Annotated in this window: 15 protein-coding genes; 8 read left to right on the top strand and 7 right to left on the bottom strand. The window is 36.3% G+C overall.

All coding sequences use genetic code 11. The features are described from left to right. Positions 1 to 422: 422 nt before the first annotated feature. Entirely contained in the window at positions 423 to 1,106 is a 684-nt protein-coding gene (gene trmB, locus IPI65_11520; GenBank protein ID MBK7442141.1) for a tRNA (guanosine(46)-N7)-methyltransferase TrmB, read from the top strand. Between the two features lie 634 nt (positions 1,107 to 1,740). On the opposite strand, the gene IPI65_11515 is transcribed toward trmB, so the two are convergent. Continuing rightward, positions 1,741 to 2,295: a hypothetical protein gene (locus IPI65_11515; GenBank protein MBK7442140.1), complete on the bottom strand. Its 555-nt coding sequence runs from the start codon at positions 2,293 to 2,295 to the stop codon at positions 1,741 to 1,743. A 59-nt stretch (positions 2,296 to 2,354) separates the two neighbouring features. Here IPI65_11515 and IPI65_11510 point away from each other — a divergent pair, with 59 nt between their 5' ends. Next, a complete protein-coding gene (locus tag IPI65_11510) occupies positions 2,355 to 2,735 on the top strand; it encodes an MGMT family protein (GenBank protein MBK7442139.1) in 381 nt (126 codons plus the stop codon). A gap of 54 nt (positions 2,736 to 2,789) precedes the next feature. On the opposite strand, the gene IPI65_11505 is transcribed toward IPI65_11510, so the two are convergent. The 3 genes from IPI65_11505 to IPI65_11495 are packed head-to-tail and all read right to left on the bottom strand — an operon-like array spanning position 2,790 to position 4,569. Further along, a complete protein-coding gene (locus tag IPI65_11505; GenBank protein ID MBK7442138.1) occupies positions 2,790 to 3,542 on the bottom strand; it encodes a TPM domain-containing protein in 753 nt (250 codons plus the stop codon). Continuing rightward, positions 3,535 to 3,978 (bottom strand): TPM domain-containing protein, encoded by a 444-nt coding sequence (locus IPI65_11500; protein ID MBK7442137.1) that lies wholly within the window; start codon positions 3,976 to 3,978, stop codon positions 3,535 to 3,537. The genes IPI65_11505 and IPI65_11500 overlap by 8 nt, the downstream gene beginning before the upstream one ends. A 3-nt stretch (positions 3,979 to 3,981) precedes the next feature. Next, positions 3,982 to 4,569 carry a LemA family protein gene (locus tag IPI65_11495; GenBank protein ID MBK7442136.1) on the bottom strand — a complete coding sequence of 196 codons (588 nt, stop codon included), beginning with the start codon at positions 4,567 to 4,569 and terminating at the stop codon, positions 3,982 to 3,984. Between the two features lie 182 nt (positions 4,570 to 4,751). On the opposite strand from IPI65_11495, the gene IPI65_11490 reads away from it, so the two are divergent. From IPI65_11490 to IPI65_11480, 3 genes are all read left to right on the top strand, one after another. Then, a complete protein-coding gene (locus IPI65_11490) occupies positions 4,752 to 5,093 on the top strand; it encodes a carboxymuconolactone decarboxylase family protein (protein ID MBK7442135.1) in 342 nt (113 codons plus the stop codon). A 167-nt stretch (positions 5,094 to 5,260) separates the two neighbouring features. Further along, positions 5,261 to 8,071 carry a DNA polymerase I gene (gene polA / locus IPI65_11485; protein ID MBK7442134.1) on the top strand — a complete coding sequence of 937 codons (2,811 nt, stop codon included), beginning with the start codon at positions 5,261 to 5,263 and terminating at the stop codon, positions 8,069 to 8,071. Between the two features lie 32 nt (positions 8,072 to 8,103). Beyond that, positions 8,104 to 9,087, top strand: a complete 984-nt coding sequence (locus IPI65_11480; protein MBK7442133.1) for a cation transporter — start codon at positions 8,104 to 8,106, stop codon at positions 9,085 to 9,087. Here IPI65_11480 and IPI65_11475 read toward each other — a convergent pair whose 3' ends face one another. After that, the gene (locus IPI65_11475; GenBank protein MBK7442132.1) at positions 9,088 to 9,762 is read right to left on the bottom strand and encodes a lysoplasmalogenase; all 675 of its coding nucleotides are present in this window, start codon (positions 9,760 to 9,762) and stop codon (positions 9,088 to 9,090) included. It lies immediately after the preceding gene. 2 nt (positions 9,763 to 9,764) lie between these two features. Beyond that, positions 9,765 to 11,003, bottom strand: coding sequence for a sterol desaturase family protein (locus tag IPI65_11470; protein MBK7442131.1), 1,239 nt, complete (start codon positions 11,001 to 11,003; stop codon positions 9,765 to 9,767). Positions 11,004 to 11,084: 81 nt separating this feature from the next. Here IPI65_11470 and ggt point away from each other — a divergent pair, with 81 nt between their 5' ends. Together ggt and IPI65_11460 are read left to right on the top strand one after the other, a co-directional pair. Continuing rightward, entirely contained in the window at positions 11,085 to 12,803 is a 1,719-nt protein-coding gene (gene ggt / locus IPI65_11465; protein ID MBK7442130.1) for a gamma-glutamyltransferase, read from the top strand. Positions 12,804 to 12,833: 30 nt separating this feature from the next. After that, on the top strand, positions 12,834 to 13,745 hold the full coding sequence (locus IPI65_11460) for a DNRLRE domain-containing protein (protein MBK7442129.1): 912 nt from the start codon (positions 12,834 to 12,836) through the stop codon (positions 13,743 to 13,745). 8 nt (positions 13,746 to 13,753) lie between these two features. Here the strand turns inward: IPI65_11460 and IPI65_11455 are convergent, their stop codons facing one another. Next, entirely contained in the window at positions 13,754 to 14,656 is a 903-nt protein-coding gene (locus IPI65_11455) for a class I SAM-dependent methyltransferase (GenBank protein ID MBK7442128.1), read from the bottom strand. 122 nt (positions 14,657 to 14,778) lie between these two features. Between IPI65_11455 and aspS the strand changes: the two genes are divergently transcribed. After that, positions 14,779 to 16,548 carry an aspartate--tRNA ligase gene (gene aspS / locus IPI65_11450; GenBank protein ID MBK7442127.1) on the top strand — a complete coding sequence of 590 codons (1,770 nt, stop codon included), beginning with the start codon at positions 14,779 to 14,781 and terminating at the stop codon, positions 16,546 to 16,548. Positions 16,549 to 16,550: the final 2 nt, after the last annotated feature.

Genomic DNA, 16,550 nt, shown 5'->3' with positions numbered 1-16,550 from the left:
TAAGGACGCTAAGGGCAAAGGGCGCGAAGGGTGGATGTTTTTTTTGGATAGGTGGATGTGGGTTTCACACCATCTGGATGTGGGTTTCACGCGAAGGTGGATGTGGGTTTCTCGCTAAGGACGCGAAGGGCAAAGGGCGCGAAGGGGGGATGTTTTTTTTGGATAGGTGGATGTGGGTTTCACACCATCTGGATGTGGGTTTCACGCGAAGATGGATGTGGGTTTCGCGCTAAGGACGCGAAGGGCAAAGGGCGCGAAGGAGTGATGTGGTGGTAGTGTTTGGTTGTTTGTGTGTGTTGGGTTTAGGTTGTGTATGGTAGGATAGTTGTATTTGGTTGGAGATGGTCAGGAGTTGGTTTTGGGAGAGAGGAATTTTGTGATTATTGATTTAATACCTTTGTGGGCTCAAAAAGGTAATAGCGGTGAGAAAAAGTAAGTTACAACGGTTTGCGGAGCTGGATACATTTAGTAATGTATTACAAAATTTTAATTTTTTGAAGCCCGTAGTGGTTAATCACGAAAAGGTAGAGGTTGATCCTAAGGGAAAATGGAATTCCGAAATTTTTAAAAATGATAATCCGATCATTTTGGAATTGGCATGTGGGAAAGGTGAATATACTTGCGAGATGGCGGCTGCTGATAAAAATAATAACTACATCGGGGTTGATGTAAAAGGAAACCGAATGCATCGCGGTGCCAAAAGGGCGTTGGAAGAAAAAATCGAAAATGCATTTTTTTTAAGAACTGATATTAATATTATCGCAACATTTTTTGCTCCTGATGAAGTAAGTGAAATATGGATTACTTTTCCGGATCCCCATTTAAAAAAAGGTAAAGATCAAAAACGACTTACCAGTGAACGATTTATTTCTTTCTACAAAAAAATATTAAAGCCCGGCGGAATTATTAATTTAAAAACTGATGATCCGACATTGTACGAATTTACAGTGGAGACAGTTAAGGAAGGCGGATATAAATTGTTATATGCAGATGATGATATTTATTCGAAGCCACTGCCGCACCCATTTCTGGAAATAAAAACATACTACGAAAAAATGCATCTCGCTGAGCGGAAGACAATTAAATATGTTCGTTTTCAGATTTAAGTGTGGGGTTCACGCGGAGTATTGCGAATTGGTGTTTTGTGGATGTGGGTTTCGCGTAAAGCACGCGAAGGGCAAAGGGCGCGAAGGGTGATGTGTTTTGTGTGTGTATTTTTTTTGAAGGCTTTTTTCGCGCAAAGCACGCTAAGGGAGATGTGTATTTCGGTAGATGTTTTTTTCGTGTAAAAATTTTCTTTATAATATTTTTGTAGTATGTTTTCTCGCTAAGAACGCGAAGGGCAAAGGGCGCTAAGATGGATGTGTTTTTCGGTAGAGGTTTTTTTGCGCGTAAAAATTTTCTTTATAATATTTTTGTAGTATGTTTTCTCGCTAAGAAGGTAGAGGTTGCGTGAAAAATTTTATAATATTTTTGTAGTAGGTTCTCCTAAGAACGCGAAGGGCAAAGGGCGCCAGTGGTGTTTGGGAGAGGTTTCGCGTAAAATCTTTTAATATTTTTAGTGTTTTCTCGCTAAGAACGCGAAGGGCAAAGGGCGCGAAGTTTGATGTGTTTTATTTTATTGGTTTGCTTTGTTGTTTGTGTTGTTTCTGCAACGTGGGTTAATTAATTCTAAGTATGAAAATCTCACTCAAAATCGGCTGTTCCATTGGTACATCGGTACATTTTCACATTGGTACATTAATTAGCAATTTCAATACTTTCTAAAATGTGTGCTATGTTGTCAAATGATTTTATGCCTACTTCCTGTTCAGGACTGCCTTTTAATTGGATGGCAGGTAAATTTGTGATATCCGGTGTAGTTGCTGTTGATTCGGTGAGGTCGAATATGTAGTTTGATTTATTTTTAATTTTTTCTGCTAGCGATATTGGCGATAAATAAAATAAAATATGTTCGTTTGTTTCTTTTACACTTTCGGTGCGGACAATTAATTTTTTGTTTAAGGAAATACAGAGTGGCAAAATTGTTTCTAAATTTTGTTCATCTATTTCAATAATATCCGGTTCAAAAAACTGGATGATATTTTTAATATTGTCAGGGTCTTGATTTGCAAATTCTGCAACTATTTTTGGTCCGGTAATCCAACCTTTAATGGCTAATGCATTTTGAGGTGAAATATACAAAGTTGATTGCGGGTCGAAACAAAATCCGATGAAATCAACTTCGAAAGCTGAAAAAAAACGTGCATCTGTTAAATTGGTAATGGAACCGGCTTTGACAATTTTGGATAACATTTTGCAATTTTCGGTATGATTTTGCACATTTTTAGAATAAAATGGAATTAATTTGTGTTATGGCAGCTAAATACGACTCCGAAACTTTTTTTGATCAGGTATGGCAGGTAGTACGTCTGATACCCAAAGGGCGGGTTACCAACTATGGCAGCATAGCAAAATATCTGGGCACAGGATTAAGTTCACGCATGGTTGGTTGGGCCATGAATGCCAGTCACCACGCAAAACCTAAAGTTCCGGCGCACAGAGTTGTAAATAGAAACGGACTATTAACCGGCAAGGCGCATTTTAATCCCCCCGAAAAAATGATTTCACTTTTAGAAAAAGAAGGCATTAAAATTAAAAATGATCAAGTAGTAGAATATAAAAAATTATACTGGGATCCAATGCTTGAATTAGGCGACCCTGAAATTCCGGCGCCGGATAAAAAAAGGAAGTGACCTGTATTAAATAAATTTAATGCTATAAAAAAATGTAAAATATTGCAGAAGTTTTTACCAACTTCCACCGGCTCCACCACCACCGAAGCCGCCACCGCCAAATCCACCGAAGCCACCGCCTCCACCGCTTCCGCCACCGAAGCCGCCAAATCCACCGCCGCCCCAATAAATTGGTCCTCTTCCACCAAATGTAGTTCCGCCACCTTTAGATCTGCGGCTTAAAAAAATAATTATTAGAATAATTACAATCACAATTATAATTCCGCTTGGTCCACCTTGTCCGCTGCCATAAGGTTGCCCTTCATATGCACCGGTCATATATTTCATTATTTCTGTAGTTGCAGAATCTATACCACCGTAGTAATCATTTTCTTTGAATGCAGGCGCTAAAATGCCGTCAATAATTCTTTTACTTCTGATATCTGTTAAATAGGCTTCTGTTCCATAACCGGTTGCAATAAACATGCGATGGTCATCAACTGCTATTAATATTACGATACCATTATTAAAATCTTTACTTCCAACACCCCAATATCTTCCTATTTTATATGCATAATCGCTAACATCATAAGGCTGAACTGAGGGAATGGTAATTACTGCAATTTGAGTTGAAGTTGTATCATTATAATTAACAAGTTTATTTTCCAGTTGTGCTTCACTTGCATCATCAATTACATTTGCTTCATCATTTACCAGGTGTGGTGGCATCGGTCTTTTTAGCAAGTCTTTATCATCTTGCGCAAATATTACAACCGGTGCCAGTAAAAACAGCGAAGCAAATAAAAATACGTTGCGTAATTTAATCATTTCTAAAAGAAATTTCATCGCTCATTTCATTTATATCACCTGTACTTCGTGGAAAATATTGTTTAAGCTGAATACCTGATGTTTCTATTGCATTTAATAAACCGCGAATATAATTTCCCTGCTTAAAATGCAACACCATATCATCTTTTATCTCATCCCAAAAATTTTCAGGAACTTTTTCATTTATGCCAACATCGCCAATTATTGCAAATTGTCTGTCTTTTACTGCTAAATAAATCAGTACACCATTTCGCAATTCTGTTTTATGCATTTCCAGCTTACGAAAAACATCTGCGGCACGGTCTAAAACATCATCTCCACAAGACTCTTCAAGATGCAAACGTATTTCACCTGATGTTTCCAATTCAGCCTTTCGAATAGCATAAATCAGCTCCTGCTGTTGTTCAGCAGTAAAAAATGTTTTTGCTTGCGGCATGGTTTATTTGTTATCGCTAAAATCTACTTTTGGCGCTTTATCTGCACCTTCAGCAGCAGTAAATCCATTACGTCTTTCAAAACCTGTTATTGAGGCAATAATATTAGCCGGGAATCTTCTGATTCTGGTATTATAATCTTTTATTGCTGCGTTATAATCAATACGTGCAACATTAATTCTGTTTTCAGTACCTTCCAATGAGCTCATTAAATCGCGATAAGCCTGAGTTGCGGTCAAGTTTGGATAATTTTCTACCACAACAAGTAATTTACTTAAAGCTGAATTCATGCCATTTTGAGCTTCAGTAAATGCTTTTAACTGCTCAGGTGTGGCTGTAGAAGGATCAATTGTGATGCCTGTAGCTTTAGCGCGTGCTTCAACTATTTCAGTCAGCGTCGATTTTTCAAAATCCGCAGCACCTTTAACTGTGTTAACCAAATTGTCAATCAAATCAAGTCGACGTTGGTATGAAGATTCTACGTCGTTCCATTTTTGGCCTACTGTTTCTTCTGCCTTTACCATGCCATTATATGCACTCACGCAGAATAAAATAATTACTGCCAAAATCCCTAAACCGATGTAACGCCCCATGTTTTTTCTAGCCGGAGCTGCTGGTGTTGTAGTTGCCATTGTTTTCTAAATTGTGTTCGTAAAGATACTAATTTGTTAAAATATACCGGTATGACGTGCCTGAAGCCACAAATATTGTATTCCGACAGCGAAAATTTGCACTTTCCTGGTTCAAAGCTGAACTTTGGACAAAATACAATTTTATGAGCGAATTAGTAAATGAATTCAATAGCTACCGTTCAAAAATGAACGAAGTAATTCTTGCAAAACAAAATAAGGTGATTGGCCGACTTTTTAACCTGGATACCAATACCTATGCCGAAGGGGCTTTATCCGTTAAAACCAAGGAAATGTTGGGTTTGGTGGCAAGTATGGTTTTGCGTTGCGACGACTGTATTAAATATCACCTGGGGAAATGTCATGAAGAAGGTGTAACAACAGATGAAATTTATGAGATTTTTGCCGTGGCCAATATTGTTGGCGGAACCATTGTTATTCCACATACCCGAAGAGGTGCTGAATATTGGGAAGAATTAATCCGGTAAAAAATAAATTTTAAAGGAAGCTAAAAAATATTTTCGATGTCTTGATATTTCAGAAAGGTAAATTTGTATTTACAATTTACTTCCGAGACCTTTAATTATTAGAACCTAACACACAAAAGGCAATTCATTAAAGATAACATTATATTTGCACAACAACTTTACAAAAAATGGGCAACAATAACGACGATAAAAAACTATACCTACTGGATGCATTTGCGTTGATTTTCAGGTCATATTTTGCATTTGCAAAAAATCCAATTATTAATTCTAAAGGTCAAAATACATCCGCAATTTTAGGTTTTGTTAATACACTTAATTTATTATTGAAAAAAACAAATTCGACACATATTGCAGTTTGTTTCGATTCGGTTGAAGCAACACAGCGTGAAGAAGTATTTGCAGATTATAAAGCAAACCGCGCTGAAACACCTGAAGATATCAAATTTGCTGTTCCGTACATTAAAGCAATTGTAAAGGCATTTAATATTCCATTAATTGAAAAGCCGGGTTATGAAGCAGATGACATTATCGGGACACTTGCTAAAAAAGCAAAAAGTGCCGGTTATGATGTATATATGGTTACCATGGATAAAGATTATGGTCAATTGGTAGAAGATGGCATTTATATGTATAAACCAAGTTTTACCGGAAATGGATTTGATACGGTTGGTTTAGAAGATATTTTAAAAAAGTGGGAAATTGAAAACCCGCTTCAAGTAATTGATATTTTGGGTTTAATGGGAGATGCCGTTGATAATATTCCCGGCGTTCCCGGTGTTGGTGAAAAAACTGCAAAAAAATTAATTCAGGAATTTGGTTCTGTAGAAGGATTGTATGAAAATACCGATAAGTTAAAAGGTAAGTTGCAGGAAAATGTTGTAAACAATAAGGAACAGGCATTGATGAGTAAACATCTTGCAACCATTATGCTCGATGTGCCTGTTGAATTTGAAGAAGATAAATTAATAATTGAAGATCCGGATAAAGAAACACTCTCAGCAATTTTTCAGGAGTTGGAATTCCGTAAATTGGGAAAAGATATTTTGGGAGAAGAATATAGTGTTAATGCTGCCAAAAAAAATGAACAATTAGATTTATTCGGCAATCCGGTAGAAGGTAGTGGTAAAACTGCAGTGCAGGAAACTATTGATGAGGTTGTTGCAGGAAGAAATATTTCGAATGTTGATCATACTTACATTTTGGTGGACACACCTGAATTGCGGAAAAAGTTAATTGCAGATTTAATTAAGCAGAAAATATTTTGTTTCGATACTGAAACTACCGGTATCGACGCAAATATTGCTGAATTAGTAGGATTGGCCTTTTCATGGAAACAGAATGAAGGATTTTATGTTCCGCTACCTGCTGATCAAAAAGAAGTGCAAAATATTGTAAATGAATTTAAATCTATACTTGAAGATACTTCTAAAATTAAAGTTGCACAAAATTTAAAATACGATTATCTCGCTTTAAAATGGTACGGCATTAATGTGCAAGGGCCGTTTGAAGATAGTATGATTGCGCATTATTTATTGGAACCAGAATTACGTCACGGCATGGATTTTCTTGCAGAAACGTATTTAGGATATTCACCGGTTTCTATTGAAACACTGATTGGTAAAAAAGGAAAAAACCAATTAAGTATGCGCGACGCAGATGTAAATAAGGTATGTGAGTATTCATCGGAGGATGCTGATATTACACTTCAGTTGCATAATCATTTTCAACCTTTACTGAAATCTGAGGAGCTTGAAAAATTATATAGTGAAGTTGAAATTCCATTAATTGAAGTGTTGGCAGATATGGAATATGAAGGTATTAATTTAGATGTGCCATTTTTAAATGATTACAGTAAAGTTTTAGAAAAAGATATTACCGAGTTAGAGAAAAAAATACATGAAATTGCAGGTGTTCGATTTAATATCGATTCACCTAAACAATTAGGCGAAGTTTTATTTATAAAATTGAAAATCCCTTATGAGGGACAAAAAACAAAAACCGGGCAATTATCTACAGGGGAAGATATTTTAGCTAAACTGGCACATAATCATCCAATAGCGAATTTAATTTTAGATTACCGCGAATTAGGAAAATTGAAATCCACTTATGTTGATTCGTTGCCGGCTTTAATAAATCCGAAAACAAATCGTTTGCACACAACGTTTGCACAAGCAGTGGCATCCAGTGGAAGGTTATCCTCCAATAATCCAAACTTGCAAAATATTCCTATCAGAACTGAACGTGGTCAGCAGGTGCGTAAAGCGTTTATTCCAAGAAGTAGTGAATTCAAAATATTAAGCGCCGATTATTCACAAATAGAGTTACGTGTAATTGCAGCATTAAGTGAAGATGCAGGAATGATTGAGGCCTTTAAACAAGGTATGGATATTCACAGTGCAACGGCAGCAAAAGTATTTAATGTGCCAATTAACGAGGTAACGCGTGAAATGCGTAGTCGCGCAAAAGCGGTGAATTTCGGAATTGCTTACGGACAAACTGCCTTTGGTTTATCACAAAATTTAGGAATATCAAGAGGTGAAGCGAAAGAAATAATTGAAAATTATAATGCACAATTTCCGGGCGTAAAAAGATTAATGGATACCAATATCGAATTTGCACGCAAACATGGTTATACGAAAACGGTATTGGGAAGAAAAAGATATATAAAAGATATCACCTCTGCCAACCAAACTGTTCGCAATCAGGCAGAGCGGATTGCGGTAAATTCACCAATACAGGGTTCTGCAGCCGATATGATTAAAGTTGCCATGATTCAAATTCACCACGAATTAAATAAAAGGAAAATGCAATCGAGGATGATTTTACAGGTGCACGATGAGCTTGTGTTCGATGCTTTTATTCCTGAGATGGAAGAACTGCGTGAAATTGTTGTTTCCAAAATGGTAACAGCTATAAAAATGAACGTGCCAATTGAAGCAGAAGTTGGCGTTGGTGATAATTGGTTAGAGGCCCATTAATAATTTTAATGTTTTAGTAAACAAAATTTACATTGCAACAGGAAAATATTCGTTTACAAAAAATAGTTGTTACGATTGCAGTTTTACTTTTAATGGTAAAATTTGCAGCATATATCATAACACATTCCAATGCTGTTTTAACCGATGCATTGGAATCAATTGTAAATGTTGTTGCAGGTTCATTCGGACTTTACAGTTTAATACTTGCCAGCAAACCGAAGGATGAAAGCCACCCTTATGGCCATGGAAAAATAGAATTTATTTCAGCCAGTATAGAAGGTAGTATGATTCTGATTGCAGGATTAATTATTATTGGCAAATCTACTTTCAACTTATTTTTCCCACAAACCATCCAAAATATTGAATCCGGGATTATTCTGGTGAGCATTGCCGGAATTGTAAACTTTTTTATGGGTTGGGTGATGGAGCGACGCGGCAAAAAATCCAATTCACTAACCATGGTTGCAGGTGGAAAACACTTGCAAAGCGACGGTTGGAGTACCGCAGGTTTATTGGTTGGATTAACCTTATTGTATTTTTTACAATATCCATGGATAGATAGTGCTGTAGCAATTTTATTTGGGGGTTACATCTGTTTTGAGGGATACAAAATTGTTCGTCAAAGTATTGCCGGAATTATGGATGAAGCTGACACCGAATTATTAAAAGGTGTAATTGATACCTTACAAAAAAACAGAGAGCCGAACTGGATTGATATTCATAATATGCGCGTGATTAAATACGGTGCAAATTTGCATTTTGATTGTCACTTTACAGTTCCATATTATTTTACCGTGAAGGAAGGTCACGATGAACTGGAAAAAATTGAAGATATCATCCACAAACATCATGAAACCAGCGATGAATGGTTTGTACATATTGATGCCTGTGTTCCACCTCAAATGTGTCGTATTTGTAAAAAATCGGATTGTAACGTACGGCAAGCTGCATTTGATCATGAAGTTATCTGGAACCTCGACAACGTAATTCGCAACAGGAAACACGGCTTGGATTAATTACGCCGTTTCGAAATAATGCTTTTTTAAGCCCACTACTATTAAATATTGTGCTTTTATATAAGTAATCATTATTAAAATGGATGCTGTACTAAAAGCAGTATGGAATTTATTTATGGCAATTAGTGAATCGGAGATTACGAATACGATTGCACCTGTTGTAACCATCATAAAACTAAATTTGGTTGTTTTACTCCACCGCCACATTGCAGCAACGCACATCATTGAAATTACAATAGCATATGCAATTACGGGTATTGCCATGTCGCCTAATTTTGGCAATAAAAAAATGAGCAGGCCAACGGCATAAACAATAGGTAAGCCATAATAAATTGCAGGTAACGATTTTACTGGTTTAGAGGTATCCACACTTTTTCGGAAAGTAAAAATATAACCGATGTGGCCCAATAAAAAAGCAGCCAGTCCCAATAAAAAAAATAATTCATTCTGCTCAGTGAAAATCAATAAAGTATCACCGGCCCAACAAAAAAACAATGCTATTAACAGTAAACGTAAAACCGGATTATGATTTTTAAATGACTGAAATGCATATCCAATTAACATGGGAATCAATAATACTTTAGAACAATCTGCCACTAAACGATTCTCTGACAAAATAGCAACGAGATGTATTAATGCAACAACAACATAAGCAATAAGGAACCGATTTTTCATAATTACGATTTAGCAAAAGTTTTGCGCATTGGTATAAAAACTAATAACGACAGCGCACTGAAAACCAATAATATTAATAAGCCGATATATTTATATTCTTGAATTAATGATTGTTGTATAATAAGCCAATAAAATAAAACGGTAAAAACAAAACGTCCAATTTCAACCAGATATGCTTTGGGTTTTGCATCTAATATCATTCCGATACTGGTAATTGAATATAAAATAAGGGCCATAAATAAAATTCCGGTTAAGCGGTCATACTGTTCGTAAGTAAATAAAAACATAGATGTTAATCCTAAAATAATTACAAATTGAACAAATACATAATAATTCATTTTAGCCGAAATACCGGTATTATATTTTTGAGCAGTTGCAACGGTAATTTCAGGCGCCTGCTGCGGACCACCTAATTCTTGTGGGAACCATCCGGGAGGGAAAAACAATAGTTTTAATTTATCGGAAAAACGTTTTGTTTTAGCCAAATCTGCAGCCAAATCTTTCCAGAAATCGAGCTGTGCGCGCAGAGGATTCCAGGTTTTGAGGGGTTTAGTAATTCCGTAAACAACCGCCTCTTCTTCCTTTTGAAAAGTGCCAAATAATCTGTCCCAGATAATAAGTGTGCCACCATGATTTCTGTCAATATATTTTGGATTACGACCATGATGCACACGATGATGAGAAGGTGTATTAAAAATAAATTCTATCGGTTTCGGCAACAGATGAATTGTTTTTGTATGAATCCAAAACTGATATAATGTTTGAATCTGACTTACTACGATAAACATAATCGGGTCGAAACCGATAAAGGCCAGTGGTAAGTAAAATAAAAACGAACCGAATTTTTGAAAAGCACCCTGACGCAATGCCACACTTAAATTATATTCTTCACTTTGATGATGCACCACATGCCCTCCCCACAAAACATTTATTTCATGCGCCAGTCTGTGAAACCAGTAATAAAAAAAATCTACCCCAATAAATAAAATGATCCAGTTTACGATAGTTGGTTGAATTGTAGTCAATTTATAATGCGCAAATATCCATGCATAAATGCCAACTACAAATGCCTTTAAGAAAGCTCCTGTAACCTGCTCGGTGATTCCTGCATTGATATTTGACAAGGCATCGTTGAGGCGATAGTAACCCGTTTTTTTCGACTTATCGATAAGTATTTCTATTCCAATTAATAAAAAGAAAACGGGAATAGAATAAACAATATAATTAACTGCTTCAGGCATAGGTGTCAAATTTATACTATTTAACGCAAACAGTGTTCAAATGTAAAAGGGGTATTTTTTACGAAGTAGTATCTTTACAACATGCGTTACCTCATCATTTCTATATTCTGGTTACTTAGCTGCAAGCCTTCAAATAACCAAACCACAGCCGATTCGAATCAAGTTGCCGTAGACCAGTTCGCTAACAGGAACCACGGTGTTTTGGGCGACAGTGCCATGGTGGTTTGTGCACACCCTGAGGCAACTGCCGTTGGTGTAGTTATTTTGAAGCAGGGTGGAAATGCCATAGATGCTGCAATAGCGGTGCAGTTTGCCCTTGCTGTGGTTTATCCTAATGCCGGAAATATTGGTGGTGGCGGATTTATGGTGGTTCGGATGAATGATGGAACAACCAATTCATTAGATTTTCGTGAAAAAGCACCTGCCACTGCAAACAGAGATATGTTTTTAGATGCCAGAGGCGAAGTAAACAGGAAACAAATTGAAAATTCGCATTTGGCTTCAGGAGTTCCGGGTAGTGTAGATGGTATGTGGGAAGCGCATCAAAAATATGGCAGCATGGATTGGAAATTATTGTTAGCTCCGGCCATTGAACTTGCACAAAAAGGATTTCCGTTAACTGAAAAACAGGCAGCAGATTTTAATGGTATGCAACAGGAATTAAAATCATTAAATAAAGGGAAAAATTATTTTATAAAAAATAAATGGCTGGGTGGTGACACATTAATTCAATCGGATTTAGCAAATACTTTAATTGAAATTAGTGATAAAGGTCGGGATGGATTTTATACCGGTGTTGTAGCAGAAAAAATTGCAACAGAAATGAAAAATAACAATGGTATTATTTCATTAGATGATTTAAAAAATTATCATGCGGTTTGGCGTGCTCCTGTAAAAGGGAATTATAAAAATTATTCGATTATCAGTATGCCACCACCATCAAGTGGAGGTGTTGCACTTTTGCAATTATTAAATATGGTAGAAAATTATCCTATCAAACAATGGGGATTTCATTCCGTAAATGCCATTACTGTAATTACAGAAGCAGAAAAACGTGTATATGCGGACAGAGCGACATGGCTCGGAGACCCTGATTTTACAAAGGTTCCGGTTGAAGAATTGATTTCAAAAACATACGCAGTAAGCAGCATGCAGGACGTAGATTCATCTACCAATACACCGGCATCAAAAATTAAAGCAGGAACATTTGCAGGATATGAAAGTGAAGAAACTACACATTTTAGTATTGTAGATAAATTCGGAAATGCGGTTGCAATTACTACTACATTAAATGATAGTTATGGCTCCAGAATTTTTGTGGGTGGATGTGGATTTATTTTAAATAATGAAATGGATGATTTCAGTGCAAAACCGGGAGAACCAAATTTATATGGATTAATAGGTGGCGAAGCAAATGCTATTGAGCCGGGCAAACGCATGTTAAGCAGCATGACGCCGACAATTATTGAAAAAGATGGAAAATTATTTATGGTAGTTGGTACGCCGGGTGGTTCAACAATTATTACGTCAGTATTTCAAAATATTATTAATGTAATTGAATACGATATGACCATGCAGGAAGCAGTAGATGCACCGCGTTTTCATAACCAATGGTTACCTGATGAAATAAAAATTGAAACAGCATTTAACGACAGCATTGCCGTTATATTAAAAGCTAAAGGTTATACAATTTCCGATAAAGCTTCAATTGGACGCGTAGATGCTATATTAATCTATCCAAATGGGACACTTGAAGGTGCTGCAGATAAAAGAGGAGATGATGTTGCGGGAGGATGGTAAATTTTATAAATTTGAATCCAATTACCTCCTATGAAAATATTTTGCTTTCTGTTAATTTGTATCAGTTCAGCGCTTACAAATGCACAAACTATATTAACGCTTCAACCCGGCGCGGATGAAGGTAAAGATGCCAAAATCTGGAGCATAGAGCCTAACGTAAATTTTGGTGACTTTACAGAAATTCGTGCAATGGCATGGACGTGGTTTGGTGAACCCGGAATTGAAAGAACCTATCTTGCATTCGATTTATCAAAAGTGCCGCAAAATGCCGAAATATGTTATGCATACTTAAGTTTATATGCAAATGACAGCGCCTCATCACAAACAAATAGTTCCTTAAGTGGCCCAAACATTTGTGTATTGAGAAGAGTTATAACACCATGGGAAGAGGATTTAATTACCTGGCTTGACCCACCTTCTGTTACTAATGTAAATGAGGTTACGCTGCCTGAATCGGAAGAAGAATTTGAAGATGTATTGAATATTGATGTTACAGATTTAATAGTTGATATGGTGGCAGATCCATTGCATGGTTTTGGATTTGAAATCAGGTTAGCGGAGGAAGAATATTATCGACGCCGTGTTTTTGCAACCAGCGACGAACCGGATTCTACACATCATCCAAAACTGGAAATATGTTTTACGGTACCGGTTATTTTATCGACTTCAGACGACAAATCTCCGGAAATTAAAATATATCCAAATCCTGCTGTAAGCCAATCTGGTATTATGTTTCAAAATGTTGCGGAAAAGAATGTGAATGTTGTAATCTATGACAATTTTGGAAAAAGATTATTTACAGAAACTGTATTGATAACATCACCCCATCAATCTTTTGTAATTCCTGAAAATTGGTTTACTACATTAAGCAATGGTATTTATCATGTTCAGGTTTATGGCTCAAATTTTAATACCATAAAAGAATTAGTTGTATTAAAATAATTTAATTATTATTTTAATTGCTTTCTTGCCACCACTAATAAACGATCACCATTACGATTAAATATTTGGGTATAAGGATAATTGATATAGTGCAGGAATTTTTTTATTTTATATTCAACGCCTCCGCCTTTCATATTTAATTCCGAAGGTTTTTTAATTCTGTTGACTACCTGAACATCATCAAAATATTTTTTAAATAAACTTTTTATTGTTTTTGGTGTGTATTCAAATAAATGATATGGGTTGTCGTAAAATTTCTTCTTTTTCCCGGTAAGTTTATAAAATAAAATGGCAAACCAGGTTGAAAATAAATTAAATGTAGATGGTACAGCAACAACTGCTATGCCACCGGGTGCAAGCATGGCGTGCATGTTTTTCACAACTTTGGTGGGACTGCCAAAATGTTCAAATACATCTCCGCCATAAATACAATCCCATTTATTGAGATAAGGTGTTGTGTCTAATTCTTCAAAGTTGCCACAAATGGCATCGATATCAAATTTGTTTTTTGCTTTGTTAACCGCGGTTTCAGAAAATTCAATACCTGAAACTTCAAGATGTAGGGTTTTTGCTGCAGCAAGTATATGGCCCATTGCAAACCCAATCTCAAAAATATTTTTCGTTTCAGGTTTAAATTGCAGGATATTATTTTGAATAGCCGTAATTCTGGCCTCCATACTCAGGGCATCTTTACTTTCCTCGTAGGTTTGTTCGGTTCGGTTTAACCCGTGTTGCCCGGTTTCAAAATAGTCGTCGGCGTATAATAGCGACAATTCCTGGCCTGTAGGTTGGGGATCGAGCGCAATGAGGGCACATTTTTTACACTTTTTCAGCAAAAATGTTTTGTTATTCCAGTTGTAATAGAATGGTGTTGTTGAAAAGTGATTATTCCCGCAGTTTTCGCATTGCATAGGCATTTCTATTTGTTCAGATGGTGATTTATGGGTGAAACACCAACATTTTGGCCAAAGATAAGGCTAGTTTTCGTTTAGATGGCGGCTAATCAATAACTTTGCGGTTCAAAATTATTTTAATGCAAAGTTCAACATTTTACAGGTCGCACCATTGTGGTGAATTAAGGATGGCCGATATTGGCAAACAGGTAAGTTTAACCGGTTGGGTGAATAAAAACCGTGATCAGGGTGGAATGATCTTTATTGATTTAAGGGACCGATATGGTATCACTCAGTTGGTTTTTAATATGGAAACCAGTGCAAACTTGTGTGAAGAAGCGAGAAAACTCGGCAGAGAATATGTGATTTTAGCAACAGGAACAGTTGCTGAACGTTCAAATAAAAATGTAAATATTCCAACAGGCGATATTGAAATTATAGTTATAGAACTTACGATTTTAAATGCAGCAGAATTGCCACCGTTTACCATGGATGATGACACTGATGGCGGAGAAGAACTACGCATGAAATACCGCTATCTCGATTTACGTCGCCCGCAAATGCAAAAACGTTTGATGTTGCGTGCACAGATGCTTAAAGCTGTAAGAACTTATTTAGACAATGAAGGATTTGTTGAAGTTGAAACGCCAAATTTAATTAAATCGACACCTGAAGGTGCACGCGATTTTTTAGTGCCTTCACGTTTACAACCAGGTTTGTTTTATGCTTTACCGCAATCACCACAAATATTAAAACAATTATTAATGGTGAGTGGGATGGACAGATATTATCAAATCGCAAAATGTTTTCGCGATGAAGATTTGCGTGGAGACCGTCAACCGGAATTTACACAAATTGACTGCGAAATGAGTTTTGTACGTCAGGAAGATGTTTGGAATATGTTTGAAGGTATGACCAAATATGTATTCAAACAAACAAAAAATATTGACCTCCCCGATTTTATTAGATTGCCTTATAAAGAAGCGATTCAATATTATGGTAGTGATAAACCGGATTTACGTTTCGATTGTAAAATTCATGATCTTAACCATTTAGTTGGCGGGACAGAATTTTCGGTATTTAATAATATTATTTCAAGTAACGGATTGATAGCAGGTATCAATGCAAAAGGTTGCAGCGAATATAGTCGCAAACAAATTGATGAATTAACAGAATTTGTAAAAGCGCCGCAACGCGGAGTGGGCGGATTGATTTATATTAAATTTAATACGGATGGAAGTATAAAATCGTCGGTAGATAAATTTTATACTGTTGAACAATTAAAAACAATTGGTGAACACTTTAAAGCAACAAGCGGAGATTTAATTTTAATTGTTGCCGATAAAATAAATAAAACGCGAAAAGTATTAGGTGAGTTACGTTTGGAAATGGCTAAACGTGAAAATTGGATTGATAAAAATGCTTGGAGTGTTTTTTGGGTTGTAGATATGCCTTTATTTGAACCTGATGAAAATACCGGTGAACCAATTTTTGCACATCACCCATTTTGCTCCCCACATCCAGATGATTTTCAATACATGGATAGTGAACCTTTGCGCGTTCGTGCACAGAGTTATGATTTGGTTATGAATGGAAATGAAATTTTAAGTGGAAGTATTCGTATTCATAATAAAGAATTGCAGGAAAAAGTATTTAAGATTTTAGGATTTAGTGAGGAAGAAAAAGAAAAACGTTTCGGGTTTATGGTGAATGCGTTTAAATATGGTGCACCACCACATGGCGGATGTGCATTTGGTTTCGACAGATGGGTGATGCTGATGGCAGGTGGAGATACCATTCGTGATGTGATACCGTTTCCTAAAAATAATAATGGAAGAGATATGATGATGGATGCGCCGGGCGAAGTAGATAATGAACAACTGAAAATAGTTGGTGTGCGGTTGTTGTGATT

It is taken from the genome of Bacteroidota bacterium, from assembly GCA_016706255.1.
Lineage (GTDB): Bacteria > Bacteroidota > Bacteroidia > Chitinophagales > BACL12 > UBA7236.
This window is presented reverse-complemented; position numbering and strand designations above follow the sequence as displayed.

Excerpts from the sequence above, each read along its gene's own strand:
- IPI65_11500 (MBK7442137.1), bottom strand. The coding sequence starts at position 3,978 with ATGCCGCAAGCAAAAACATTTTTTACTGCTGAACAACAGCAGGAGCTG.
- polA (MBK7442134.1), top strand. The coding sequence starts at position 5,261 with ATGGGCAACAATAACGACGATAAAAAACTATACCTACTGGATGCATTT.
- IPI65_11475 (MBK7442132.1), bottom strand. The coding sequence starts at position 9,762 with ATGAAAAATCGGTTCCTTATTGCTTATGTTGTTGTTGCATTAATACAT.
- ggt (MBK7442130.1), top strand. The coding sequence starts at position 11,085 with ATGCGTTACCTCATCATTTCTATATTCTGGTTACTTAGCTGCAAGCCT.
- IPI65_11470 (MBK7442131.1), bottom strand. The coding sequence starts at position 11,003 with ATGCCTGAAGCAGTTAATTATATTGTTTATTCTATTCCCGTTTTCTTT.
- IPI65_11455 (MBK7442128.1), bottom strand. The coding sequence starts at position 14,656 with ATGCAATGCGAAAACTGCGGGAATAATCACTTTTCAACAACACCATTC.
- IPI65_11460 (MBK7442129.1), top strand. The coding sequence starts at position 12,834 with ATGAAAATATTTTGCTTTCTGTTAATTTGTATCAGTTCAGCGCTTACA.
- IPI65_11495 (MBK7442136.1), bottom strand. The coding sequence starts at position 4,569 with ATGGGGCGTTACATCGGTTTAGGGATTTTGGCAGTAATTATTTTATTC.
- IPI65_11515 (MBK7442140.1), bottom strand. The coding sequence starts at position 2,295 with ATGTTATCCAAAATTGTCAAAGCCGGTTCCATTACCAATTTAACAGAT.
- aspS (MBK7442127.1), top strand. The coding sequence starts at position 14,779 with ATGCAAAGTTCAACATTTTACAGGTCGCACCATTGTGGTGAATTAAGG.
- IPI65_11505 (MBK7442138.1), bottom strand. The coding sequence starts at position 3,542 with ATGATTAAATTACGCAACGTATTTTTATTTGCTTCGCTGTTTTTACTG.
- IPI65_11510 (MBK7442139.1), top strand. The coding sequence starts at position 2,355 with ATGGCAGCTAAATACGACTCCGAAACTTTTTTTGATCAGGTATGGCAG.
- IPI65_11490 (MBK7442135.1), top strand. The coding sequence starts at position 4,752 with ATGAGCGAATTAGTAAATGAATTCAATAGCTACCGTTCAAAAATGAAC.